This is a genomic window from Pseudomonadota bacterium (assembly GCA_030859565.1).
Classification (GTDB): Bacteria; Pseudomonadota; Gammaproteobacteria; order JACCXJ01; family JACCXJ01; genus USCg-Taylor.
The window spans coordinates 1-25,676 of sequence record JALZJW010000048.1 but is presented as its reverse complement, the minus strand read 5'-3'; the positions used below and the strand labels follow the sequence as shown (position 1 = coordinate 25,676).

The 25,676-nt window shown below is 61.4% G+C and carries 21 protein-coding genes; 11 read left to right on the top strand and 10 right to left on the bottom strand.

Annotated elements, in window-relative coordinates; genetic code table 11:
- Positions 1-22: 22 nt before the first annotated feature.
- Positions 23-1,858, bottom strand: a complete 1,836-nt coding sequence (gene typA / locus M3436_09125; protein MDQ3564283.1) for a translational GTPase TypA — start codon at positions 1,856-1,858, stop codon at positions 23-25.
- Positions 1,859-2,046: 188 nt separating this feature from the next.
- On the opposite strand from typA, the gene prfB reads away from it, so the two are divergent.
- From prfB to M3436_09100, 5 genes are all read left to right on the top strand, one after another.
- A protein-coding gene (gene prfB / locus M3436_09120; GenBank protein MDQ3564282.1) for a peptide chain release factor 2 occupies positions 2,047-3,145 on the top strand; the annotation gives its coding sequence in 2 pieces (ribosomal slippage) (positions 2,047-2,121 and positions 2,123-3,145; 1,098 coding nt in all).
- An 8-nt stretch (positions 3,146-3,153) separates the two neighbouring features.
- Positions 3,154-4,653 (top strand): lysine--tRNA ligase, encoded by a 1,500-nt coding sequence (gene lysS, locus M3436_09115; GenBank protein MDQ3564281.1) that lies wholly within the window; start codon positions 3,154-3,156, stop codon positions 4,651-4,653.
- Positions 4,654-4,862: 209 nt separating this feature from the next.
- Positions 4,863-5,387 (top strand): DUF4231 domain-containing protein, encoded by a 525-nt coding sequence (locus M3436_09110; protein MDQ3564280.1) that lies wholly within the window; start codon positions 4,863-4,865, stop codon positions 5,385-5,387.
- Positions 5,388-5,415: 28 nt separating this feature from the next.
- Positions 5,416-5,826, top strand: coding sequence for a toll/interleukin-1 receptor domain-containing protein (locus tag M3436_09105; GenBank protein ID MDQ3564279.1), 411 nt, complete (start codon positions 5,416-5,418; stop codon positions 5,824-5,826).
- Positions 5,814-8,405: a hypothetical protein gene (locus tag M3436_09100; GenBank protein MDQ3564278.1), complete on the top strand. Its 2,592-nt coding sequence runs from the start codon at positions 5,814-5,816 to the stop codon at positions 8,403-8,405. Before M3436_09105 ends, M3436_09100 begins: the two co-directional genes overlap by 13 nt.
- An 80-nt stretch (positions 8,406-8,485) precedes the next feature.
- Here the strand turns inward: M3436_09100 and M3436_09095 are convergent, their stop codons facing one another.
- From M3436_09095 to M3436_09055, 9 genes are all read right to left on the bottom strand, one after another.
- Positions 8,486-9,058, bottom strand: coding sequence for a tetratricopeptide repeat protein (locus M3436_09095; protein ID MDQ3564277.1), 573 nt, complete (start codon positions 9,056-9,058; stop codon positions 8,486-8,488).
- 10 nt (positions 9,059-9,068) lie between these two features.
- Positions 9,069-9,986, bottom strand: coding sequence for a hypothetical protein (locus tag M3436_09090; protein ID MDQ3564276.1), 918 nt, complete (start codon positions 9,984-9,986; stop codon positions 9,069-9,071).
- Between the two features lie 13 nt (positions 9,987-9,999).
- Complete coding sequence (locus tag M3436_09085; GenBank protein ID MDQ3564275.1) at positions 10,000-10,464, bottom strand: hypothetical protein; 465 nt, start codon at positions 10,462-10,464, stop codon at positions 10,000-10,002.
- Between the two features lie 55 nt (positions 10,465-10,519).
- Complete coding sequence (locus tag M3436_09080; protein ID MDQ3564274.1) at positions 10,520-12,610, bottom strand: hypothetical protein; 2,091 nt, start codon at positions 12,608-12,610, stop codon at positions 10,520-10,522.
- A gap of 182 nt (positions 12,611-12,792) precedes the next feature.
- The gene (locus tag M3436_09075; GenBank protein ID MDQ3564273.1) at positions 12,793-13,761 is read right to left on the bottom strand and encodes a hydrolase; all 969 of its coding nucleotides are present in this window, start codon (positions 13,759-13,761) and stop codon (positions 12,793-12,795) included.
- Positions 13,758-14,777, bottom strand: a complete 1,020-nt coding sequence (locus M3436_09070; protein MDQ3564272.1) for a folate-binding protein — start codon at positions 14,775-14,777, stop codon at positions 13,758-13,760. The genes M3436_09075 and M3436_09070 overlap by 4 nt, the downstream gene beginning before the upstream one ends.
- Positions 14,778-14,796: 19 nt before the next feature.
- Positions 14,797-15,090, bottom strand: coding sequence for a hypothetical protein (locus M3436_09065; protein MDQ3564271.1), 294 nt, complete (start codon positions 15,088-15,090; stop codon positions 14,797-14,799).
- Between the two features lie 523 nt (positions 15,091-15,613).
- Positions 15,614-18,478, bottom strand: coding sequence for an AMP-binding protein (locus tag M3436_09060; protein MDQ3564270.1), 2,865 nt, complete (start codon positions 18,476-18,478; stop codon positions 15,614-15,616).
- A gap of 83 nt (positions 18,479-18,561) precedes the next feature.
- Positions 18,562-19,254: an FKBP-type peptidyl-prolyl cis-trans isomerase gene (locus M3436_09055; protein MDQ3564269.1), complete on the bottom strand. Its 693-nt coding sequence runs from the start codon at positions 19,252-19,254 to the stop codon at positions 18,562-18,564.
- 321 nt (positions 19,255-19,575) lie between these two features.
- Here M3436_09055 and adk point away from each other — a divergent pair, with 321 nt between their 5' ends.
- The 6 genes from adk to M3436_09025 all read left to right on the top strand — a co-directional run.
- On the top strand, positions 19,576-20,220 hold the full coding sequence (adk, locus tag M3436_09050; GenBank protein ID MDQ3564268.1) for an adenylate kinase: 645 nt from the start codon (positions 19,576-19,578) through the stop codon (positions 20,218-20,220).
- 189 nt (positions 20,221-20,409) lie between these two features.
- Positions 20,410-20,547 (top strand): hypothetical protein, encoded by a 138-nt coding sequence (locus M3436_09045; protein MDQ3564267.1) that lies wholly within the window; start codon positions 20,410-20,412, stop codon positions 20,545-20,547.
- A 408-nt stretch (positions 20,548-20,955) separates the two neighbouring features.
- The gene (gene mrcB / locus M3436_09040; GenBank protein ID MDQ3564266.1) at positions 20,956-23,268 is read left to right on the top strand and encodes a penicillin-binding protein 1B; all 2,313 of its coding nucleotides are present in this window, start codon (positions 20,956-20,958) and stop codon (positions 23,266-23,268) included.
- Positions 23,268-23,702 (top strand): tetratricopeptide repeat protein, encoded by a 435-nt coding sequence (locus tag M3436_09035; GenBank protein MDQ3564265.1) that lies wholly within the window; start codon positions 23,268-23,270, stop codon positions 23,700-23,702. Before mrcB ends, M3436_09035 begins: the two co-directional genes overlap by 1 nt.
- Before the next feature lie 125 nt (positions 23,703-23,827).
- Positions 23,828-25,045: an efflux RND transporter periplasmic adaptor subunit gene (locus M3436_09030; GenBank protein ID MDQ3564264.1), complete on the top strand. Its 1,218-nt coding sequence runs from the start codon at positions 23,828-23,830 to the stop codon at positions 25,043-25,045.
- Between the two features lie 7 nt (positions 25,046-25,052).
- Positions 25,053-25,676 (top strand): ABC transporter ATP-binding protein (locus M3436_09025; protein ID MDQ3564263.1); only part of this gene is annotated, 624 nt, incomplete at its 3' end.

Sequence of the window (25,676 nt, the reverse complement as noted above, 5' to 3'; positions counted from 1 at the left end):
TCCCCGCTGCTGCAAGGGCCGATCACGCGCCGGAAGCGGCTCGCTCGGCGCGTTTGCGTTGGTGTTCGTTGAGGAGCTTTTTGCGCAGCCGGATGGCCTTGGGGGTGATCTCGACCAGCTCGTCGTCGTCGATGAATTCGAGCGCCTGTTCCAGATCGAAGCGGATCGGCGGGGTCAGGATAATGTTCTCGTCGGAGCCCGCGGCGCGGATATTGGTCAATTGCTTCGCCTTCATGGGGTTGACGATCAGATCGTTGGCGCGCGCGTGGATGCCGATGATCATCCCCGTATAGACGTCTTCCCCCGGACCGATCAACAGCCGGCCGCGCTCCTGAAGATTGAACAGCGCGTAGGCGAGCGCTCTTCCCTCGCCGATCGAGATCAAGACCCCGTTGGTGCGCTGGCCGAGCTCGCCCGGCTTCATCGGAGCGTAGCTCTCGAAGGTGTGATACAAGAGGCCGGTCCCGGAGGTCACGGACAGAAACTCCGTGCGAAACCCGAAAAGCCCCCGCGATGGGATAAGATAATCGAGCCGCACCCGGCCCCGGCCGTCGGGTTGCATGTTCGTCAGATCCCCTTTACGCATACCCAGCCGTTCCATGACCGCGCCCTGACCCTCCACCGGCACATCGACGGCGAGTTGCTCATAAGGTTCGCAGAGCCGGCCATCAATCTCCTTGACGATGACTTGGGGCCGCCCGACCGACAGCTCATAACCCTCGCGGCGCATGTTTTCGATCAAAATCGAGAGGTGCAACTCGCCGCGGCCCGAGACCAGGAATTTATCCGGATCCCCGGTATCCTCGACGCGCAGCGCGACGTTGTGGATGAGCTCCCGCTGTAGCCGCTCGCGGATCTGGCGGCTGGTGACGAACTTTCCGGCGCGTCCCGCAAAGGGCGAGTTCGACACCTGGAAGCTCATGCGGACCGTGGGCTCATCGATGGCCAGCGGAGCTAAAGCCTCGACCGTCTTCGGATCACAAATCGTGTCGGAAATGGTTAAGGGTTCGACACCGGTGATGGCGATGATGTCGCCGGCGCTCGCTTCATCCATCTCGATCCGCTGCAATCCGTGAAAACCGAGGACTTGCAAGATCCGCCCGTTGCGGCGCCCGCCGTCGCGATCGACGACCACAATCGAGGTATTCGCCTTGACCGTGCCGCGGGCGATCCGACCCACCCCGATGGCGCCCACGTAGCTCGAATAAGCGAGCGAGCTAATCTGCATCTGGAACGGACCCGCGCGATTGACGTTCGGCGACGGCACGAATTTAACAATCGTCTCGAAAAGGGGCGTCATGTCGCCCGCGGGATCGATGTCCTCGCTCGCGAGGCCGGCGTAACCGCGGAACGCCGAGCAATAAACCACGGGAAAGTCGAGCTGCTCGTCGGTGGCGCCCAGGTGGTCGAAGAGCTCGAAGGTCTGATCCAACGCCCAGTGCGGGCGGGCGCCCGGTCGGTCCACTTTGTTGATGACCACGATCGGTTTGAGGCCGCGCGCGAAGGCCTTTTGGGTCACGAACCGGGTCTGCGGCATCGGTCCGTCCACGGCATCGACCAAGAGCAACACGGCGTCGACCATCGACAGGATGCGCTCGACCTCCCCGCCGAAGTCGGCGTGGCCCGGCGTATCGACGATGTTGATCCGGTAGCCGCGCCAGCGCAGGGCGGTGTTCTTCGCGAGGATGGTGATCCCACGCTCGCGCTCGAGATCGTTGCTGTCCATGATCCGTTCGGGCGGCGCGGCGCGCTCACCGAGCGTCCCGGATTGCTGCAGCAGGCGGTCCACCAAGGTCGTCTTGCCGTGATCGACGTGGGCGACGATGGCGATATTTCTCAGTTTATCGAGTGAATTCATACTGGCGAAACGCAATCACAAAAAGCGCGCCATTATACGCCAAAGTTGTGCTACGCAGCTGCTCGAAAGCCAAGGCTCGTTTTTTATTCCTCAGGCCCCAGTGACTTCGCGCTATTCTGGCGCCTTCCTGCACCTACACTCGGACTTATAGTACGATCGGTGCGCGAACATCACGAACACCGATACTCATGCTTGAGCTCAGTCTAATCTTGAATCAGATCCAGGAATCGCGGCAGCGACTCGGCGCGCTACGGGGGTATCTTTGACTACGACCGGAAGCACGCCCGCCTGAGCGAGGTGGTCCAGGCGCTCGAAGACCCGGCGCTCTGGGAGAATCTCGATCGGGTGCAGGCGCTCGGTAGGGAACGCGCCGCGCTGGAACGGGAGGTGGGCGCGATCGACGGCCTCGATCGCGACCTGGCGGACGCCGCGGAACTGCTCGAACTGGCGGTGGCCGAGGACGATGCGGCGGCCGTGCAAGGCATGGCAGAGGACGTGAGCGCGATCGATGAGCGCGTCGGCGCGCTCGAGTTTCAGCGCATGTTTTCGGGCAAAATGGATCCCAACCCGGCCTTCCTCGATGTCCAGGCCGGGGCGGGTGGTACCGAAGCCCAGGATTGGGCGGAAATGCTGCTGCGTATGTATCTAAAGTGGGGCGACCGACGCGGCTACAAATGTGAATTAATCGAGGTCTCGCCCGGCGAGGTCGCCGGGATCAAGAGCGCCACGGTTTACTTTCAGGGTGACTATGCCTTTGGGTGGCTGCGGACCGAGACCGGGGTGCACCGCTTGGTGCGCAAGTCGCCCTTCGATTCGGGTAACCGCCGCCACACCTCCTTCGCTTCGGTTTTCGTGTCGCCTGAGATCGATGACAGTGTGGACATCGTGATCAATCCTGCCGACCTTCGAGTCGACACCTATCGCGCCAGCGGCGCGGGCGGCCAGCACGTCAACAAGACCGATTCGGCGATCCGCATCACGCACCTGCCTACGGGAAGCGTGGTCCAGTGTCAAAACGAGCGCTCACAACATAAGAACCGGGCGCAAGCCATGAAGATGCTGCGCGCCAAGCTCTACGAAACGGAAATGAAGAAACGCAACGCGGAAAAACAAGCGCTCGAGGAATCGAAGGCGGAAATCGGTTGGGGCAGTCAGATCCGCTCCTACGTGCTCGATCAATCCCGCATCAAGGACCTGCGCACCGGGGTGGAGAGCGGTAATCCGCAGGCGGTGCTCGATGGGGATCTGGACCGCTTCATCGAGGCGAGCCTGAAGCTCGGGGTGTGAGCAGGGCGATGTCCGAGCACGACGTTCAATCCGCGCAGCGGCGCGCCAAGCTCGCGCAACTGCGGGCCGAGGGGGATCCCTATCCCAATGACTTCAAACGCGACGCGCTCGCGGCCGATCTGCAGCGGCGCTTCGGAGATCGAGACCACGCCGAGCTCGAGGCGGCGCCGATGGCGGTCACGATCGCCGGCCGCATGATGACCCGGCGCGTCATGGGCAAGGCCGCCTTTGCCCACCTCCAGGACATGAGTGGCCGCATACAACTGTATCTGCGCCGTGAGTTGCTTGGGGAAGGCCGTTACGATGCCTTCAAAGACTGGGACATCGGTGATGTCATCGGGGCCACGGGGAGCTTGTTTAAAACCAAGACCGGGGAGTTGTCCGTTGCGGTGCAAAGCGTGCGCCTGCTCGCGAAGAGCCTGCATCCCTTGCCGGAGAAATTTCACGGGCTCAGCGATGTCGAGACTCGTTACCGCCGGCGCTATCTCGATCTCATCATGAATGAGGCGAGCCGGCGGGTTTTCGAGCGGCGATCGGCGATCATCGAGTTTATCCGTGATTACTTGAAACACCGCGGCTACCTCGAGGTCGAGACGCCGATGATGCAGGTGCTTCCGGGCGGGGCGGCGGCGCGGCCTTTTGTCACCCACCACCACGCGCTCGATATGCAACTCTATCTGCGCATCGCCCCGGAGCTGTTCCTCAAGCGCTTGGTGGTCGGCGGCCTGGAGAAGGTGTTCGAGATCAACCGTAATTTCCGCAACGAAGGGCTCTCGACCCGCCACAACCCGGAATTCACAATGCTCGAGTTCTACGAGGCGTACGCGGATTACGGGGATCTCATGGATCGCACCGAAGATCTCATCCGCAAGCTCGCGCTAACGATCCTCGGGAGCACGGCGCTCCGCTACCAAGACGAGGAGTTCGATTTGTCGCGGCCGTTCGCGCGCATGACTCTCAAAGAAGCGATCATACAATTCAATCCTGGGCTCGCACCCGAGACCTTGGAGCGTTTGGATCCTTTGAGCGCCTACGCCAACCAGCTCGGGATCGCCATCGAAGCGGGTTTTGGGCTCGGTAAAATCCAGCTTGAGATCTTCGAGAAGACCGTCGAAGAAAAGCTCCGTGCGCCTTGCTTCATCACCGCCTATCCGACCGAAGTGTCCCCGCTCGCACGCCGTAACGCGGAGGACCCCACGATCACGGATCGGTTCGAGTTTTTCATCGCGGGGCAGGAGATCGCGAACGGGTTCTCGGAGCTCAACGATCCCGACGATCAAGCCGAGCGTTTCCGGCGCCAGGCCGAAGCGAAGGAGGCCGGTCACCATGAGGCGATGCACTACGATGCCGACTATGTCTTGGCGCTTGAGTATGGGTTGCCGCCCACGGCCGGCGAAGGCATCGGGATCGACCGGCTGGTGATGCTATTGACCGATTCTCGCTCTATCCGCGATGTGCTCTTGTTCCCGCACATACGGCCGCGGACGGCCGAGGTCGCGCCGGGATGAAGAACTCCAGCATAGAGTCAGAATCCACGCGGTCAGAGCCGATCGAAAACACGTGCCCGCCGCACGCGGCCGCGACGGCGATCGCGGCAGAATATCGATTCACAAGCGACGCTCGTCAAGCGGTCTCGCGCCTAAGAGCCCGTAGTCAGCTAAAATCGTCGATAGCGTGGCATTGGTCAGCCGAAATTTAAATAAGGGGGGAGTCGCGCATGCCGCCAGACAACGATGTCCCATCTGTCAAACCTGCCTGGATGTCGCCCATCGAAACGCGCCAGGCACGAGCAGACTATTATTTCCAAACTGTCCTCGATGGCCAGCGCGAGTGGTACTCGAAGGGCGCCCGGAAACAGAAGCGCCGATATTTGGCATTCGCCATCTGCGTCATCGTCCTTGGTACACTGATTTCGGTGCTCCAAGTGCTGGAAGCGGACTGGGTGCCCCATCTTACCGCCGCGTTAGGTGCCGCTGTCACCATCAGCCGGGCGGTGGATACTCTGCTGCGTCCCGGCGAGAGCTGGCAAGCCTACCGCAAGGCCTCCGAAGGCATGAAACGCGAATACCGCCTGTATCTCAACAACGCGGATCCTTACGCCGCCGCGCAGGACGAGGCCGGCGCCTATCGCCTCCTGGTCGAGCGGGTCGAAACCATTATCGCCGAAGAACAGCAACTATTCTGGCAGTCTCAAGCCAAGGGTGGGGCCCAACAGGAACCACCGCCTGAGCAAGGCGCGTGACCGCCATCTTCAACGGCTGCCAGTAGGGATGACCGCGATATTCATCAGCCACAGCAGCAACGATGCCAGGGAAGCCGTCGCGCTGAAGCGATGGCTGACCGATAACGGCTGGGACGATGTTTTCCTCGATATCGATGTGAAAGATGGTCTCCGTCCGGGAGAGCGCTGGAAGGATGCCCTGAAGAACGCGGCCGACCGCTGCGAAGCGGTGCTGTGTCTGGTCTCGCCCACCTGGCTAGTCTCGGCCGAGCGCAAGCTCGAGTACCGCTATGCGGAAACGCTCCGCAAGCATCTTTTTCTTGCCATCGTCAAGCCCTGCAATCCACAGGAGCTGCCGCCCGACTGGCAATGGTGCCCGCTGTTCGGCAACGGTGCCGCTTCGACTTCCGCGAAGAGCCTACTGAATGCACATTCCTGGCGGATGGCGTGGAGCGTCTGAAGAACGGGCTGCAGAAGACCGGCATCAGCGCCGAGCATTTCCCCTGGCCACCGCAGAACGATCCCGACCGCGCCCCGTACCGCGGCCTGAAGCCGCTGGAAGCGGAGGATGCGGCGATCTTTTTTGGACGGAACGCACAGATTCTGCATGGCATGGAAACCCTGCGGGATATGCGTCGGAACGGCATCGAGCGGCTGCTGGTGATACTCGGCGCATCCGGGTCCGGCAAGTCGTCGTTCATGCGCACGGGACTGCTGCCCCGGCTCGCACGCGACGACCGTGAGTTTTTCCCGCTGCCGGTGATCCGTCCGCGCAATGTGGTGATCTGCGGCGCGGACGGCCTGGCACCGGCCCTTGGCGCCGCGTTCAAGCCACTGGGGCGAAATATCACGTTGGGACAGATCGAGCGGGAGCTCAACACCGGGCCGCAAGCCTTCGACGCGCTATTGGCTGACCTGGAGCGTCGGTTGCGCGACCGACGTTCAGGCGAGGCGGACCCGCTGCCGCCGAGCATTGTTATTCTCATCGATCAGGCGGAAGAGTTGTTCAACCCCGACGGCGCAGCGGAAGCCGAGCGTTTCCTGATCCTTCTGGCCAGCCTGTTGGCCGAACCGGACGCCCCCGTCGACCAGCTCGTGTCGGCTGGCTCGCAAGGGCGGGTCATCGTGCTGCTGACCGTCCGTTCCGACCGCTACGAAGGCCTGCAAATGACGCCTGGCCTGAGCAGCATCAAGCCGCGACTGTTCGATCTGCGGCCCTTTGCACCGGGCCAGTTCGAGCGAGTGATCAATGGCCCGGCCGAGCGGGCTACCCGTGCAGGGTGGAAGCTGACGATCGATTCCCGCTTGACGGAGCGGCTGCTGGCTGATTTCTCGGGAGGCGCCGACACCTTACCGCTCCTCAGTTTCGCGCTGGAAAAGCTCTATCACAAGTTCGGGAGCGACGGCGACCTGACGCTGGAAGAATACGAGGGCATCCGTGGCAGCCACGAGACGGTGCAGGCCGCGATTTTTCAGGAAGCGATCGATACGGCGCTGCAGGAGCCCTACCGGCCGCCCGTGATCCCCGCTGAGCGTACAGCGCAATACCAGGGACTGCGACGCGCTTTCATTCCGTTCCTCGCCCGGATCAACCCCGAGAACAATGAGCCGATGCGCCAGATGGCGAAGCTGGGCGAGCTGCCTGCCGAGGTCCATCCGCTCGTGGAACGACTGGTGGAAGCGCGTTTACTTATCCGGGATAAGGACTTCATCGAGGTGGCCCACGAAAGTTTGCTGCGCCAGTGGCCGAGCCTGCACAGTTGGCTAATCGAGGACCTTGACAAGCTGCGCCTACTGGAAAACATCCGGCACTCGGCGGCGGAGTGGAAAAAGGAAGATCAGCGCGACGACTTGCTGGTCCACCGCGACGGGCGGCTGAAGGATGCCGAGACCCTGTTGGCCACACCGGGGTACGTCGTGTCCGCAGACGCTGACGAACGGGCCTATCTGAATGCCTGCACCTCGGCGCAACAGGCCCGCGAAGCGGCGGAGCGAGAAGAGCAGGAGCGGCGGATCCGGGATGCGGAGCAGATCGCCGAGGAGCAGAAAAAGGCCGCGGCGGCACAGAAACGCACCGCGCGAGTCACCCTGATCGGATTGGTGGTCGCCCTGCTGGTGGCCGGGTCGGCGGTCTGGCAATACTTCGAGGCGACGCGGCAGGCGCAGCGGGCAAATGCGGGACGTTTGGCTATCGCTTCGGAAAAAGAAAAAGGCAACCGCATCGACTTGGTGTTGCTGCTGGCGAATGAAGCCGTCGGCGTGACTAAGTCCGAGCCGACGTTGGAGGCGCAACACGCGCTCCTGTCGGCACTGCTCGCCAATCTCCATGTCAAGAAGATTTTGCATGGCCATGACAGCTACGTGTTGGGCGTCGCCTTCAGCCCCGGCGGCAAGCGCCTCGCCTCGGCGAGCGGTGACCAGACCGTGCGACTCTGGGATGCCGAGAGCGGCCAGCCGCTCGGCCCACCTCTCATGGGCCATGATGACGCCGTGACAAGCGTCGCCTTCAGTGCCGACGGCAAGCGCCTGGCCTCGGCGAGTGAGGATAAGACCGTGCGGCTCTGGAATGCCGAGAGCGGCCAGCCCCTCGGCCCACCGCTCATGGGCCATGACGCCATCGTGCGGAGCGTCGCCTTCAGCCCCGACGGCAAGCGCCTGGCCTCGGCGAGTGAGGATAAGACCGTGCGACTGTGGGATGTGGACCCGAATTCCTGGCAGAAGCGCGCCTGCGACATCGCCAACCGCAACCTTGCCCGTGAGGAGTGGCGGAAGTACCTGAGCGATCAGCCCTACCGCAAGACCTGCCCGGACCTGCCGGGCCCCGACGATGCCCCGCAAGCGGCGGCCATCCAGGCCCCGCCGGGCGACGGCAAGGCGCCATCAGCAGAGTCGGCTTCGGCTCCGACCGAAGCGCCGGGGCCAGCGGTTACCGCTCCCCCAGTCATGCAACCCCAGCCCGATAAACCCACGGCTCCCGCGCCGGTGCAGGAAGGCGATCCCGTCAAGCCCGTGGACGCTGGTGATCGCGAGCGGCGCTGAAGGTATTCGAATGAATCACTCATAGGCGGGCGGGGATTTTCTGGCTTTCACTTCGAAGATCGCGCATCGGCGCCACAGGTTTACTGCGCGTGTTCGCTGACGAGCGAAATTGCATCCGCCAAGCCGTCGACCTCGGGATTGTGGTCGTGCAGGAAGCGCAAATTGTTCAGGACACTGCGGAAGTTTTCCTTTGCCGTCGGCGGCGTCAGAGCCACGGCGTGATAGAGCGTAGAGATAGCTCTGCTTGAAGGCCCTTCGATGAGTTGTAGCGTGGCCAAGTCATACCAATTCCAAAAGGTGGCGTCAGTGCGCTCGATCACTTCGCGGCAGAGACGAATCGCTTCCGGAAGATCGCGTTTCAGCGCCTCTTGATCAGCAGCCGTATTTCGCGCCGCATGGAGCGAGACCAAATTGACCAAAGCGTAGGTCGATTGCCGATTGAGCTCGTACGCTTTTCGATAGCAATCGATCGCCTGGTCGAGGTCGCCGGCACGGCGGTAGGCTCCGCCCAAGGAAGCCCAGGCGTCGTCGTCAGACGTGTTGTCGGCAAGCGCAAGGTACTCGCGATACTTGGCGATCCCAGGCTCGACTTCGCCTTTGCGGACAGCCGCGAGCGCTTCGGCCTTTAAGAATTTTTTCGTTGGAGATGTCATGGCGAGACGGTCAACTGATCTCGAGCGTTTTCGCCTGTTCGAGATAGGCCAGCGCGTCAGCCTGCCGGTCTGGATCCTCGGCGCAGATTTCGTTGAGCTTGTAGAAAACGTCGCGGCGTTTTTCGCGAAAACCATCGAGCCTCGCGAGGAGAGAATAGATTTTAATCGCGCGCTCGCGACCGAGGGGGTCAGCGAGCAGGGTCTCCGCAAGTCCTTCGAGAAAGTTCCAGCACCGGTCTCGTAACTTCGGAGTCGCGCCGGCCAGGCGTTGCAGCTCGTTAGCGAGGTCGGCCGTCAACTCGGCGGAGGGCGCGAAGGCTTGCGTCAGCCGCCGTTCGAGATGCCTTCCGGTAGCCACTTCGACCGTGCGCCGGAAGAGGTTCTCGACACTCTCCGGAGTTTCCTGCGAGAGTGTGGGCAGGCTATGCTGGATCGCGCGGACGATCTCTTCGCGCGCTTGCTTTACCCCTGCTGGTTCCTGGGTGTATTCGATGTAACGTTGATCCGCGATGTCGATAGGCAAGAGGACGCCTCGATGACAAAGCAGGAGGTTCAACGAATCCCGAACGGAGAGCCGAATGCCATACTCAAGCAGGACATTTGGGTTGAGACCTGTGACATCGGTGATGGTGATTTCCGCGCGGCAGATTTGCTGGAGAAACTGCGAAACGATATTGCCGCCCTGCGCCAGATCCTCGCCGCGGGTGACCTGGATTCTGAGGCCTTGCGGAGCAATCGCATTCACTTTGTCGATAGCTTCGAGGATGATGAATTCGTAAACGTCCTGAAAGTTGACGGACGTAACCTTCGCGGCGCGGCCCTCGCACCCGGAGGGAAGGCGCGCGAGTCCATGCTTGTCATCCGGGACCAACTCCATTGACGGGTTTTTGCCGGAGGGTGTGATGACGAAACACTTGAGCGTGCGCATGGAAGCGACGGTCTTAGGGCGCGGGCGGCTTCACTTGCAGGCCGGGCAGGGCATCGTAAACTAGGCTGTCGCTTTCGACACTTCTCAGCGCATGCTCGAGCGCGCGCAGCAGTGTCTTGTGAGCTTCGGCCACGCTGCGCATGTCGAGGTCATACTCGAAGGCCCGCATCCCCTGAATGTTGAACGGGCTTTTGGTTCCTTTTCTGCGGAGCAGGATCGTGCCGGAGCGGTGCAAGGCGTGCCGGACGCCCAATTCATAAAAGACGTTCGGATTGAGGGTGGTGATGTCCACGATCGCGAGGTCATCGTCGAGGATGTGGCGCAGCATCTCGCGATGGAGCGAGCCCGCGCTCGGAATCTTGTCGCAGCGAAAGACCTCGAGCTGCATCTGCTCTAGCGGCGGCTTGATGAGGAATTCGTAAACATCGTCGAAATCGATCTGCTGACCGCCAACATCGGTCTTCTCCCCGAACGGCATGGATCACGAAACAGGTTTTTGAATCGGGCATATCCAGGCTGGTAAAATGTGCGCGTTATTTCGGTACGGTAGGCAGCTCGGAAACAAGCTCTGGATTCACGATTGCCACCTCGCCGGCGCACGGCCCGGCGATCTGCGCGAAGTGCGCCGCGCCCCCTTGGCCCTCGCTTTCGCGTTCGTCCCAAACGATCAGCGCCAGGATCTTTCTGCTGCTCTCTCCTTCGACCCGCGCCATATTGACGATCCAGCGATTATTCCGCGCGTAGGGTGAGACTCCCTCGGGCGGCCGGCCAAGACGCTCCGGCTGGATGGCAACCTCGGACTTTGCGTAAAGCGCGTAAAAGCGGGCGCTCCAGTCACTGTCGGGTAAACGCACCGATCTTTCGACAAAGGCATCGAGATCCCTTGCGATGAGCAGCCGGATGCGGGCGCCGCGTTTGGCGCACTCTTCGGCGAAAAGGATGTCCGCACCGCGGGCGGCGCCGCACACCGCGAGATCTCCGGCTCCGATGTTCCACTGGTCGAGACGCTTCGCGATTTCGGCGCGGACGGCATCTTCTTTCTCCCGCGGGAAGCGCGGCGGCGTGCGCCCGGGCTCGTCTATAATGTGGCCGCTGCAGATCGCTACTTTTCCGAAAGAGTCGTGCGGACGGCCGAGTTCGTCGCCCCGCGACTTGAGCAACTTTGCGACGGGATCGACCGCTCCGGTTTGAAAACCGAGGAGCTGGAAGAGCTGCACCTGCTCGAACATTGAGGAAACGTGAAACCACGAAAGGCTTGGGTCGGCGCTGGCCTGCTCGTATTCGTCCAGGGCTTCGCCGGCCTCGCCGTTGACCAAGTGGAGGTTGCCAAGGGTGGCGCGCGCCCAGACTTCCTCGCCGGGCTGCTCGACCTTGCCGGTCGCGGCCAGACGCACGACGATCTTTAGGTCTTCAAGATCGGGCACTTCCAGCTTGGGCGTGCGCTGATTCTCGCGGGCGACATGATCGAGGAGCGCGGCCAGACTGACGACGTTGATGCCATTGTAAGAGCGGCCAAGGTCGCGGCGGAGCGCGACCTCGTAGCTGCGGAGCGATTTGCGAGCGAGGGCCGCGTTCCTCATGGCGATGCGGAGCCGGTCCTCAAGTTTATCCAGTCCATCAAAGGTGGTGCGCCACATATCCTTGTACACACGACCCATGAGTCCGGGTACCTCTGGATCATTCGGATTCGTTTGCGCAAGCTGGGCGAGCCTCTCCTTGGCTTCGCGCCTGCGTTTCAGGCGATTGGCGATGAGGGCGAGCTGACACTTGACGCGAATCTCCTCGGCGGAGCCGATGCCCTCGAGATCGTCGGCCAGTTGCCGTAAGATTTTCTCCGCCTGGCTGAACCGACCGAGTGCGAGCAGTGCATCGCCGCAATCGCGCAAGAGCTTGCGGCGGAAATAGGGCGATGGCACGTCGTCGGCCAAGGTCAGGATATCCTCGGCCCACCCCTCATGGCTGGCGGTGAGCACCCGTCGATTCCACTCATCCGCCTGTCCTTGGTAATGCTTGAAACGTGCAGTGCCGATCCGGCTGGCATCGACGGGCTGAAGGTTCGGCAGGTTGGAATAGACAGGGCTGCTTTCGGTGGTGCGGTCGGCGGCAATGGCGGCGCGTAGCGTCGCAGCGAGGTTTGCGACTTCGCGGGCGAGCACTTTCTCCCAGTCCCCTTCGCGCGGATTACCGACTTGGAAGAGTTTGCCTTCGTATTTGAAGGTCCGTTGCGGGGCGACGTCGAACGGGCGATCGGCCCAGCCGGCATGCAGACAGATGACGCCGCGCGGGCCGACCGTGTGGCGGATACCGAGCTCGTAGAAGACGTTTGCGTTAAGAATAGAGATGTCGGCGAGGACGAAATCCGCCGTGACCAGTTCCGCGAACATGTCCTTGAGGATGTCCCCGGCGGCTTCCTCGTCATCGGCGCGGAAAGGCTGCAATCCGGCGGCTTCCAGCGCCGGTTTGAAAAGCCTTTGGTAAACGCTATCGAAATCGACCTTCAACGCCTCTGCTGACGCCTCGGGAGCGGGCGGCGCATCGACGCGCGGTTTCTTCGGCACCTCCTTCGTGCCGAAAGGCATGACCACAAAGACGCGACGCCTAAACCCGGACGCCCCTGTTGTCATGGCGGCATTACAGCTTCGCGCGTTTCTCGCCGCAAGGATTACCTCTGGAAGAGGGAATGACTTGTCGGCGACGGGGAGAATAAGTTGAGGGAATGCGATTTTAAAAGGCCTTTTTCTTCAAAAGGGAAGATACGACTGGACCTGTTACCTGTCAACCCTCTGTGCCAATAAGTTGATACGCATCAAGTGCCGTCTCCCGCGATGAGGTAAGGCGCGAGAAATTCCGGAATACGGCGATCCAGCCAATAGTAAGGACGGCCGGGGAAGGCGCCGGCGACGAATCCGTTATGCCCCCCGCGCGCCGTGAGCTCCAAGCGTGTGCTCGATGATAATTCATTGGCGCCGGGGATGGCGGCCGGGGTCATGAACGGATCGTCGCGGGAATGGACAATGAGCGTGGACACCGTGATCCTCGGGAGATACTGACGGCTGCTGCTGCGCGCATAGTAGTCGTCCACGCCGGCAAAACCGTGGAGAGGCGCGGTGACTTCGTGATCGAAGCTCCAGAACGACCGTAGCTTATCGAGGCGGCTAAGATCGATGGGGCTCGGCAGGTGGGTAAATTTATTCCTGGTCTTGGCCCGCAGGCTTCGTAGTAACCACCATTGGTAGGCGCGCGAAAAGCCGCGCTCGAGCCGCTCCGCCGCGTTGTCGAGCTGGAACGGCACCGAGACCGCGACGGCCGCCGCGAGCGGCGCCCGCTCTTGCGCCTCGCCGAGGAATTTTAAGAGCACGTTCCCCCCGAGGGAAAAACCGACGGCGGCGAGGCGGGCGCCGCGATAGCGACCCTGAAGCGTGGTGATGAAGTAACTAAAGTCCTCTGTGTCCCCCGAATGGTAGCTGCGCGCAAGGCGGTTATTGATCCCGCTGCAACTGCGGAAATGCATGACCACAGCGCGCCATCCGCGCGCCCCCAGCGCGGCCAGTAACCCCTTGGCATAACGGGACTGGCCCGAGCCTTCGAGGCCGTGGAGGATCACGACGATGGGCCCAGCGCCCTTGTCGTGCCAGTCCAGATCGATAAAATCCCCATCGGGGAGATCCAGCCGTTCGCGCCGCAAGGCCAGCTTGACTCGGCGACGACATAACGCCCCCCAAAGGGTCTGAGCATGCGGCCCCGGCAGCCACCACGCCGGCTCAAAACTCTTCATTGACCTTGAGGCGCCGTTACGCGGGATGAGAGATCACCGGTGTCATCGATCGGGTAGGGCAGCGGCTGGAAAGCGAGCGGGGGTCCGTCGGGGTGCAGCAGATGGATGCTCCCGGCGTGCGCGGCTTCGTTGTCGACCACGGCAAGCAGCGCGAAACACCTGCTGTCCCGAGGCGCGGCGGCGACGATTTGTCCGGCGGGTTGCGAGGCGAGGTGATCTCGGGCATAGACCGGATCGCCGGCGCGGGGGGGCGCCGCGTCCTCGACCTGCGCGAGATACATCCTGCGCTTGAGTTGGCCCCGGTACTGGAGTCTCGCGATCACCTCCTGCCCGGGATAACAGCCCTTGGTAAAGCTCACTCCTCCCAACGCATCGAGGTTCAGCATCTGAGGAAGAAAGGCTCTTGTGGTCGCCGCGCCCACCATGGGTATTCCGGCGAGAATGTCCCCTAGCCGCCACGCGGTGTCCGAGACGTCCGCCGCCGGCTCTATGGCACCCAGGGCGGCGAGGGACTCGTTCGCGCCGATGATGAGCCAACGGGGCAGCGCGCCCGGGACCCGGATGACCGAGACGCCGGCCCGGTGCGCGACCGTATTTTCCTGCTCGGGGATGGGCGGTAGATGCGCCGCGTGGCCGGCGAGAGTTTGCGGGCCGAAAGCAGCGAGAACCCGCAACTCCTCGCGCGCCTCCTCGAGGGTTAGTTTCGCGCGCAGTACATACTTTTTGAGACGCTCGAGTGTCGAGCCGATCATCTCTTGGGGCAGCACGAGCACATATGAGGCTTCGTGCCTTAGCAGTCTAAACACCACCAAAACACGGCCTTGCGCATTGCACCAGGCACCCAATTGGCTACGCAATTCGGACAGCGTCCCTACATCGTTCGTGAACTGCGCGGTGAGGAAACTCTCCGCCTCGGGACCCGTCACCCGGATGATTCCGAGGCTCGGTAACCTGGTTAGGCTCTGGAAGCGAAGGGCTGGCGAGCTTTCCGGATCCGTAATGCTGGTCTCCGTCACCTCGGGTTCACGGGTGCCGTTACGGTGGTCCGATTAACGTATAAATTACGATAAACCCGCTTTGGTCGCCTAAGGTGCTTCTGATCTTAAAGCCGTCTCGTAAATAAAGTTCCAGCTCGCGGGCACATTCGTTATTGATGACAACTTTGCGGATGCCGCGGCTCTCGCTGGCCGCTGTTGCATCGAACGAGTCGCCGGCGACACCGCATTGCAGGATCACGACGCCGCTATCCGGCGTTGCCGATAGCGCCGGCTGAGTGAGTCCTAGGCTCCATAGAGTGGCGGTGAGGGAGAAGATAAACCTCGTTTTCATAGCGAATACTCCTTTTCAATCTATAAATTTCTAGCGGGGAACGCCCGCTAGCGTATTCTATCAAAAATATCATGCGTCCGCGGCGATGGGCTTGTGGGTGAGACATGCGCCGCATCGGGACTCATCCCCTGGTAGCGCATGTTCCGCTAGGTGGCTATATATATTACTATTGATGACGTGAAAGAATGGCTTTATTTGCCGAGCGGTAGCGCGGGCGCCCCGCGCAAACATGCCGATGCATGGAAATAAACCACTACGACCCCATTATTCCTAAGAGATCACAAATGCCCAAACCTAACTATGCGTTCGCGAAGCGTCAGAGAGATATAGCCAAGAAACAGAAAAAAGAAGAGAAGCGTCAACGGAAAACTGGAGCAAGTGACAACCCGTCCCAAGAGGGTCCGCCAAAGCCGGGCGATGAGAAAACGGTCGCCTGAACCAGGCGCGCGTAACTGGCGTACCATCGCGATCCCTGGGGCGGTTTGCCGTGCCAATGTGGTCCTCAAGCGTTCACCATGACGGCCTATGCACCTGAACGCCCGGATGAGTCTTCGCTGCGATGGCCCCTAAGATCGGGTTCATGGCAATGAGCCTGGATAAACTCACGCGCGGCGGCGCGCAGTTCGAGTGCGGTCTTCCATAGGTCGTGTCCGCTGGCCGCCGCCCGCGTGCCGGTATCGATCGCGGGTCCGATCGTGATCGTGACCTTGCCGCGGGAAGGCGCCCAGTTCCCTGCCCGCAAGATGTTGCGCGTACCCTGAATGGCGATTGGGACGACCGGCGTCGCCGTCTCGGCGGCCGCGATGAAGGCGCCCATGTGGAATGGGAGCAGCTCCGGAACGCGGCTGAAGGTGCCCTCCGGGAAGAACAGCAGCGAGCCGCCACGGCGCAAGGCGCCGGCAATCCTGCGTGCGTCGGCCAAGCCCTTTTCTTTATCAAAGCGTTCCACGAACTCGGTCGCGAGCCGCGATAGAAACACCCGCGCTGTAAACTGCCGCGCTAATTCGGCCTTCGCCACGAAGCTCGGGATGCGCGGCAGATAGCCCACCAGAAAGTACGAGTCTAAATAGCTTGCGTGATTCGCGATAAAAACTGTCGGCTGGTCAACGGGCGGTAAGTTTTCCACGCCTTTGAGCGTACAGGGGATGAGGACGGCACGGGCGAGGAAGCGCGCGGCGGCGCTTGCGGCTCCCCAGCGCCATTCGAGGCGCGGCAGCAGCACGACGGCCATCCACACCAGGGGTGTGATGAGTCCGATCACGGTCCAAGCATAGACCCCGTAGGCATGCGCGCGCAGCGCCTTGCCAAGCCGCCTGATGAGAGGCGCAACGCTGGCTGTGACAAGACGCCCGAGTTGCCGCCATATGGGTGGTGAACGCTGACCGATCTGCCCGCGTTCATAAAGATCGCGGCTGGCGCTGCGCCGAATCTTGCCGCTTGAGGTTCTGAGTACGGTGCCGGGCGGCGCTAATACCACGGTGTCGGGTGGACCGCCGGCGAGATCGGTCGCGATTTCGTTGATTCGGGCCAGGATCTGCTCGCGTTTATCGGGGCGCGATTCGCGTGATTCGGCTACCACGATCAGCCGTTCGGTTCCGGTTTGCGGATCCGGGCTACCGAAGACCGCGATCCGATCCTTGCGCACGCCGTGGATAAGTCCGATGGCATCTTCCATTTCATGTGGATGGATATTTCGTCCCGCGCGGATCACCAGGTCCTTGGTGCGGCCCGTGATGTAGATGTCGCCCTGAGCGATGTAGGCAAGATCGCCGGGATCGAGCCACTCGCCTTTGACGAGATCGCGGGTGGCATCGGCGTTTCGATAATAACCTCGGGTTGCCGAGGGACCGCGAAACTGCAGATGACCTTGATGGCGATCGGGCAGCTCGCGGCCACCCTCATCGGCGATCCGGACTTCGTGCCCGGAGATCGGCTGGCCGCAGGCGACAAACTCGATCGCGGGGGAATCGGTCTCCGCGGCCGGGATGGCGATCCCGCGCTCCGCGAAGGCTTTGCGATCGATTCGATCGATGAGCGGGCCGCGATCGAGCGGCGGCATCGTCAGCGCGAGCGAAGCCTCGGCAAGACCATAGACCGGCGCCATGGTTTCCGGGCGAAAACCGTAACGGCTGAAACGTGCGTTGAAGCGCCGCAGGGTGGCTGCGTTGACTGGTTCCGCTCCATTCAAGGCCGCACGCCAGGAGCCCAGATCCAAGCCCTCGAGGTCCGCATCGGCGATACGGCGCGAGCACAGATCATAGGCGAAGTTCGGCGCCGCCGAGAGCGTTCCCCGGTAGCGATGAATGGCCCAAAGCCAGCGCTGGGGGCGCGCGAGGAAGTTCAAGGGTGACATGATGACGAGGGGCGTCGCATGGTACAAGGTGCCGAACCACGCACCGATGAGCCCCATATCATGATAAAGCGGTAACCAACTGACGAAGACGTCGCTCGATTGTGCCCGCAGGGCTGCGCCCGCGGCCCGTATATTCGCAAGAAGATTCCCATGGGTGAGCAACACGCCTTTTGGAATCCCCGTGCTGCCCGAGGTGTACTGAAGAAACGCCGTGTCGTCGGCATGAATGACGGGGATATCGATGCCGTCCGCGGCCAGGTAAAGCTCAGCGGCGGTGGCGATGAAGCGCAGGGTGTCGGTTTGCGCCTTAAACAGCAGCGCGAGTGCGCGTCCTTCGGAGACCGTGATCAGCGCGGCGGCTTGGCAGTTGCGCAGAATCGCACCATAGCGCCGCACGTGATCATCGAGCTGACTCTGACGGGTAGGGGGGTAGACGGGCACCGGGATCCCGCCGGCGAGCAGCACGCCCATGAAGCAGCGAAAATAGTCGCGGCCCGTAGGGAGCATGAGGACCACGGCCTCTCGCGGTTGCAACCCTCGCCGTTGCAGGCTCCCGCCGATCGCCTTGGCTTCCGCGTAGAGATCACCGTAGGTGAGGATATCTTCATCGCCGGTTGGCCCGAGGAGCGTGATGTGCTTGCGATCGGGATGGATGGCCGCATGCCATGCGAGCGCCTCGGAAAGCGTTCGGGCGCCGTGCGGCGTGGCGTGCGAAGGGGAGGGCGCCTCCAGGGGTGCTCGACGATCCGCAGTTGGCTTGCTCGCCGGGTGCTGATCGGACAACGCCGACAGCAAATCGTGAATCGTCTGGACCTCGCTGAACAGGCCCTCTGAAAACGCGACGCCGAACTCGCGTTCCATACGCGCGAACAGCTCCACGCGCGCCAAACTATCGAGGCCGACGTCACGATCGAGTGCGCTCTCGAGCGTGAAGGTACGTCGCCCGGGGGGATGAGCGTGGATCTCCGCGGCAAGCTCTTCAACGAGCCTGAGCAGGCGCGCGCCTGGTTCACGCTCTGATGGGGCGTTTAACATGTAAGCGCTCTTATCCCAACTTAGCTGCCCCCCACGCCGGCGCCGTAGGCCGGACCGCTAAACGCTTACAAAGTAGAAACGATTCACTTTTTAGCAGGATTGACGGCGAGCAGATCGATGTCGAAGATCAAAGTCTCGTTCGGCCCAATCGCACCGCCGGCGCCGCGCTCTCCATAGGCGAGTCCGGGCGGAATAAACAACTGCCATTTAGCGCCTGTTTTCATCAACGGCAAGGCCTCCTGCCATCCTTTGATCACGCCGTTCACCTGGAAAACCGCCGGTTGGCCGGCGCGCGTGGAGCTATCGAATTCGCGCCCGTCGATGAGCGTACCTCGGTAGTGTACCGATACCGTATCGGTGGATTTTGGCTGGTCCCCGGCGCCGTCCTTAACGACCCGGTATTGCAAACCGCTGGGTAGCTCCTTGACGCCTTCCTTTTTGCGATTCGCCGTTAGAAACGCCTTACTCTCTTCCAGGTTCTTTTTGGACTTTTCTTGCTGTGCTTTCAGCATGGTGGCCCGTTGTTTTTCCAGCAGGGCCTGGAATTCCTCGCGTGGGATCCGCGGTTCGCGGCCGGCAATCATATCCTCGATCGCCAGCGAAAACGCGCGCGCGTCGAGGTCGACTTCCTGACTGGCGAGACTCTGAGCCACTTGTACCCCAATGGCGTAACTCAACTTTTCGCGATCTGTATCGAGTTTTACCGCTTCTTCGGCGGACACGTTCAACGACAAGGCACAGATACAGGCCAACATCACTAAATGTCTTTTCCTCATGGTGTATGTATCCTGAACTTTCTAGTAAGGCTTTCGTTGTTGCCCTCGCGAAGGCTTGCGCATCCTTGAAAGGCGTGTAGGCGGAGCCGGAGGTTCCGCCTTGGCCGCTATATTCCCACAAGCGCCTGAGCTAGCCAAGTTGCTTATGTCGTCTGAGGGCGGTTGTGAAGCTCCATGCGAGCATCTATTTCATGTGTCAAAATGATCGTCGAGCGGGCCGATTGCGGCGACATCACGGCATCAAGGGAACCGCCGAGGTTGGTTACATCTCTTCAGGCACAAACGTTCTCGTGCTATGACATAAGCCTAGGGAGCAAGCAGATGAGGATCATATTATTGGGCGGGCCGGGCGCCGGCAAAGGTACGCAGGCGGAGTTTATATGCCGGCGCTTTGATATCCCCAAGGTTTCGACCGGCGACATGCTGCGCGCGGCGGCGGCCGCGGGTTCACCCTTGGGACAAGAGGCAAGAAAGGTCATGGAGGCCGGCGGCTTAGTCTCCGATGAAATTATCTTGGGCCTGGTGCGGGAGCGCATCGCGGAGCCCGATTGCAAGAATGGTTTCCTGCTTGACGGATTCCCGCGGACGATACCGCAAGCCGAGGGCTTGAATCAGGCCGGCGTCATGATCGACTTTGTGATCGAGATCCACGTCGACGATGACGAGATCGTGCGGCGCATGTCCGGACGGCGTGTTCATCCGGCCTCGGGACGAACCTACCACCTGGTGTTTAATCCGCCCAAGTCGGAAGGCAAGGACGATGTGAGCGGCGAAGCCTTGGTGCAACGAGACGACGATAAAGAGCAGACCGTACGAAATCGTTTGCAGGTTTATCACCGCCAGACAGAGCCCTTGGTTCATTATTACTCGGCGCGCGCATCGGGATGCGGACCGCGGTTTCTGCGCGTGGATGGAATCGGAAGCGTCGAAGACATTCGCGATCGGATCATTCGATGTCTTCAATGACACCGATCCCGGCGAGGAAAAGTTTGCACGTTTACTGGATCTATGCATAGCGACCGCACTTAGTCCACGAATACTTTTTATTCGATGATGACAAAACTATTGCATAGTACAAGTTTGTGATGTATATAGCGTCGTAATCTTGAGTTCGCTCTCAAGATTTTTCGTCAACTATCACATGGGGATGAACTTATGGCAGCAACAAAGAAGGCACTTGCAAAAAAACCAGTGATGAAGAAAAAGGCCGCTCCATCGAAGGCGCCCGCGGCTAAGAAGCCCATGGCCAGCAAAAAAGCGCCGGCAAAGAAAGCGCCCGCAAAAAAGAAGTAGCGTAACACCCGCGCGTTGGCGTGAAGCTAGAGCGTTAGCGCGACTGTCATCACGTTTAGAGGCGTCGTGAACAACTACGCCTCTTTATTTCCCGATTCCCGAAGCGGATGCTTCTGGAGCGAGGTTCTCAGTATACCGGCACGCAGAGCTTGTGAAGAAATCGTAGCGAGCAAGGCCGCCCGCGAGGCGCACGGCGCGCAGGAACCGCAGTGTATGTGGAAATACATGAGGATTCCGAGCACCGCGCAACGATGCGGGTGGGCTGCGCAGTAGATTTATTCACGAGATCTCAATCCGCGGGCGGAGGTCGTTCTGGCGGCCCGTTCTAGGCGACACGACGCCTTCTAACTACAAAAAGCTCACTAGGCGCGTGATCCGCGGACCGCAAGTCTATCGGTAGTTGCTTCCGTGCCGCGTCGCAAGCACAAGGGAGAACGGCTACGATCTCTGTATCGGCGGCTGCGCGCTTGGTGGATCCGGCTCGGTTTGGTCTGTCTGGTGATCTTTGGCGCCTGGGTGTCGTGGGTTGATCACCGGCTCCGCGTGCAGTTCGATGGGCAGCGCTGGTCGCTACCGGCGCGCGTCTACGCGCGCCCATTGGAACTCTACCCGGGGCGTACCCTGCATAGAGCAGAAATCATCAGCGAGCTCGGGGTCTTGGGCTATCAAGAGGCGCCGCTCATCCGGAGACCGGGCCAATATCAACAGACGTCAAACTCCGTGCGGCTTTTCTCGCGCGGCTATCGGTTTTGGGATGGCGAGGAATCCTCGCGGGTGGTAGAGATCCGGCTGCATCAGGGACGCGTGCAGGCGATTATCGATAGACGCAGCGGGACGCAGGTGGCGCTCATGCGCTTGGAGCCTTTGGAAATCGCGAGGATTTACCCTCACCATAATGAAGATCGTATTCTCGTCAAGATTGACGACGTGCCGTCCATGCTAGTCCAGGGCTTGATAGCGGCCGAGGACAAAGCCTACCTGCATCACTTCGGAATCGACCCGCTCGCCATTGGACGCGCTTTCATTGAGAATCTGCGCGCGGGTGAAGTTCGGCAAGGGGGTAGCACCTTAACGCAGCAACTGGTTAAAAACCTGTTTTTGAGCTCGGAGCGTACACTCTGGCGCAAGATCAACGAGGCGGTGATGGCGGTCCTCTTGGAATGGCATTACAGCAAGGCTGAGATCCTCGAAGCCTATATCAATGAGATCTTCCTCGGTCAAGACGGTTTTAGAGCGATCCACGGCTTCGGCCTCGGCGCGCGTTTCTATTTCGGCCGTCCGTTGCGTGAGCTCCAAGTGCATGAGCTGGCGTTGCTCATCGGGTTGGTTCGCGGCGCCTCCTATTACGATCCGCGGCGCCATCCGAAACGCGCGCTCCAACGGAGGAATCAGGTCCTGGCGCTCATGATCAATCGCGGTGCGCTTACCCCCGAGGCGGGTGACGCATTGATGAAATTGCCTCTTACCCTGAGTAAGAAAAATCGATCGGCCACGTCCAATCACCCCGCGTTTGTCGATCTGGTGCGCCGCCAGCTCGGCATCATTTATGATGACGAGGATCTGCGCAACGAGGGCTTACAGATCTTCACCACCCTCGATCCTCAAACCCAACGGCGAGCAGAGCAGGCCTTGCGCGCAAGTCTTAGCGATCTTGAGAGGCAAAAGCGAATGCAGGCCGGGCGTCTGCAGGGGGCGGTGGTCGCCGCGGCCATCGATACCGGCGAGGTGCTCGCGCTGGCCGGAGGCCGCGATCCGCGCTATGCGGGATTTAACCGCGCGCTTGACGCCAAGCGCCCGGTGGGTTCCTTAGTGAAACCCGCCGTGTATCTCGCCGCGCTTTCGCAACCCTCCCGCTATAATCTGATCACGCCTTTGTACGACAGCCCCATTGTGCTGCGCGAGCGTAACCGCGCGCCCTGGACCCCGCAAAACTACGACAAGCGCTATCGTGGCCGTATGCCTTTGATGCTGGCCTTGGCGGAATCCAACAACGTTGCGACGGTGCGCTTGGGCATCGATCTCGGCATCGACAAATTCCGGCGGACCTTGGCTCAACTAGGCGTCAGCGGGGAGGTGCCGCCTTATCCGTCCACCTTTCTCGGCGCGATCGAAATGTCACCTCTCGAAGTAGCGCAGATGTATCAGACCCTCTCGAGCGGCGGGTTCTACAGCGCCTTGCGCGCCATCCGCGACGTTCTTACCAAGGACGGTCAGCCTCTGCAGCGCTATGGATTGACGGTGAAGCAAGTGCTTCCGGCGGCACCCGTTTATTTGATCAACTACGCCCTCGCACAAGTCGTCCGTTCAGGCACCGCGTCCTCCCTCGGCGCCAAGCTGCCGCAGGCCATGCCCCTCGGGGGTAAGACCGGTACCACCGACGGCTTAAGAGATAGCTGGTTCGTGGGCTTCGGATCGGATGTGCTGGCCGCGGTTTGGCTGGGCGCCGATGATAATCGGCCGATCGGATTGACGGGCGCGTCAGGCGCCATGCGGGTATGGTACGAGCTGATGAAGGAACGCCCTCCGGCCACCCTCGATCTGGCGGTGCCGCGTGGCGTGGAGTGGCAGTGGGTGGATGTCCGGGCGATGGCGCGTACCACTCCGTCCTGCCCCGGATCCCGGCGCTATCCCTTCATCACGCCCTTTATTCCTTCCAGGCAGGTGCAGTGCGATCGGCATGAAGAGAGCGATTATGCGCCGGCCGTGCGAGGATTGTTCTAATGAAGCTTCGGCGTCGATTTCTGGGGACCGTTTTGGTGTCGGCCTTGGTTGATGTTGGCGCGGCGGTCCAGCCCTGGAATGCGTTAACCGCCGCCGCTGAGAGCAAGAGCGCCCGGATCTCCATGGAGCCGGCCGCCTCCGCGGTGAGCCGAGCGGTCGCGGCCTTACTGCGCTTGGCCCGGTCGCAAGGCGAGGCCGGCCATGGTGAGCAAGCGGCAGCCACGCTCGAACGGGCGCTTCGGATCGAACCCCGTAATCCATGGCTCTGGCACCGGCTCGCGGTATTGAGGCTGCAACAAGGTTACTCGGACCGGGCGGCCGAGCTGGCGAAAAAATCCAACCTGCTCGCGCGCGATCACCGCCGGCTCCTCACGGGTAACCTAGAGGTGATCCAAGCGGCGCGCGCACGCATCTCGCGGTCTAACGAGGAATAATCAATATACTTCGCGGGCGGGGTATGAACCCCGCCCTTGACCGAAGGGGAGAGCTGCGCTTCTCCCCTTTGGAAACCCCATCGCTGAGGTACCCGCGGCAAGAGCGCGGGGTATGCGTTTAATAAATGGAAGATTATTCAAAGCTCCGTATCGACCCCGGCGCCAAGCCCGGTGCGCATGCGCTACGCAAGCCGGGTAAGTCAATGTACCTGGCGGGGGGTGCGATTATCATCGCGATTTTAGCGACTCTGATGGGCAAGGAGTGGCTGGACGGGGCGGTGAACGTCAAGGTCGCCATGGTGTCAAGTACCTTTCCGGCTCAGGCGCACACGCTCTTCAATGCGACGGGCTACGTGGTTCCGCAGCGCAAGGCGGATGTCGCATCCAAGGCGACCGGGCGCCTGGAGTCCTTGCATGTCGAAGAGGGCAGCCGGGTAAAAGCGGGGCAAGTGCTCGCCCGCTTGGAGAATCGGGACCTGCTTGCGAGCAGGAACCGCGCGGCCGCGAACGTGGACGTGGCGCGCGCGCACGTCAATGAGGCCGCGGCGGCGCTTGATGAATCGCGTTTGATGTTTGAACGAACCGCTAAGCTGGTAACGAAGCAATTCGCCACGCGGGAAGACTACGACGCCGCGCAGGCGCGATTAAAAAAAGCCCAAGCCGCCCTCGCGAGCGCCCGGGCGTCGGTCGCGGCCGCGGAAAGCGCCCTGCACGAGACCGAAGTGGCCGTGGAGTACACCTCGATCCGCGCTCCTTTCGACGGCGTGATTCTAAGAAAGTACGCGGACCTCGGCGACATCGTGGCGCCCTTGGCATCAACTGATCAGTCGAAGGGGGCCGTGGTTTCATTGGCCGACATGGGTTCGCTGCAGGTTGAGGCGGACGTGGCCGAGTCCAATTTTCCGAGCGTGCGCGCCGGGCAGCCGTGCGAGGTGCAGTTGGACGCCTTACCCGATCTGCGCCTCGCGGCGGTGGTGCGGAGCATCGTGCCGACCGTGGATAGAAGCAAGGCCACGGTGCTGGTTAAGATTGGATTTCTCGATCCCGATCCGCGCATCTTGCCGGAGATGAGCGCGAAGGTCGCCTTCTTGTCGCGGGAATTATCCGCCGGTGAGACCCTTCCGGTGTTGACGATCCCGCGCGCAGCCGTGGTCCGCCGCCAGGAGCAACAAGTGGTATTTCGCGTGCACGGCGAACGCGCACAGGAGGTGGTCATCGGGTCCGCGCAAGCCTTGGGCGACAGGCTCATCGTGCGCGGGGAGTTGCGGGAAGGCGATCAGGTCGTGATCGATCCCGCGCTGCCTGTCAGCGACGGCGCCAGGGTGCGCATCGAACCTTTATGAGTTGCCGATGAGGACGATGGTCGAGGTGGCCGATGTTTCCAAGTCCTACCGCCGCGGCGATCGGCGGATCCCGGTGCTCACCGGCATCAATCTGACCATCGAGGATGGGGATTTCGTTGCGCTCATGGGACCCTCTGGATCCGGTAAGAGCACCTTGCTGAACCTGATCGCGGGGATCGATCGCCCCGATACGGGGGCTATCCGCATCGGCGGTGTCGATATCAGCCGCCTGGACGAATCGGCGCTCGCGGGCTGGCGCGCGGCGCACATCGGCTTCGTGTTTCAGCTCTATAATTTATTACCCGTGTTGACCGCCTTTGAGAACGTCGAGCTGCCGCTGCTGCTCACGCGGCTCACCAAGCGCGAGCGGCGCGAGCATATCGAGTTGGTCTTGCGCATGGTGGATCTCGAGGAACGCAAGGACCATTACCCGGGGCAGCTTTCCGGCGGGGAGCAGCAACGGGTTGCGATTGCGCGCGCGGTGGTCACGGATCCGGCGATCATCGTTGCCGATGAGCCGACGGGCGATCTCGACCGTAACTCGGCCCGCGGAGTGTTGGCCTTGCTTGGGCGGCTGAACCGTGACTTGGGGAAGACCATCATCATGGTGACCCACGATCACCTTGCCGCT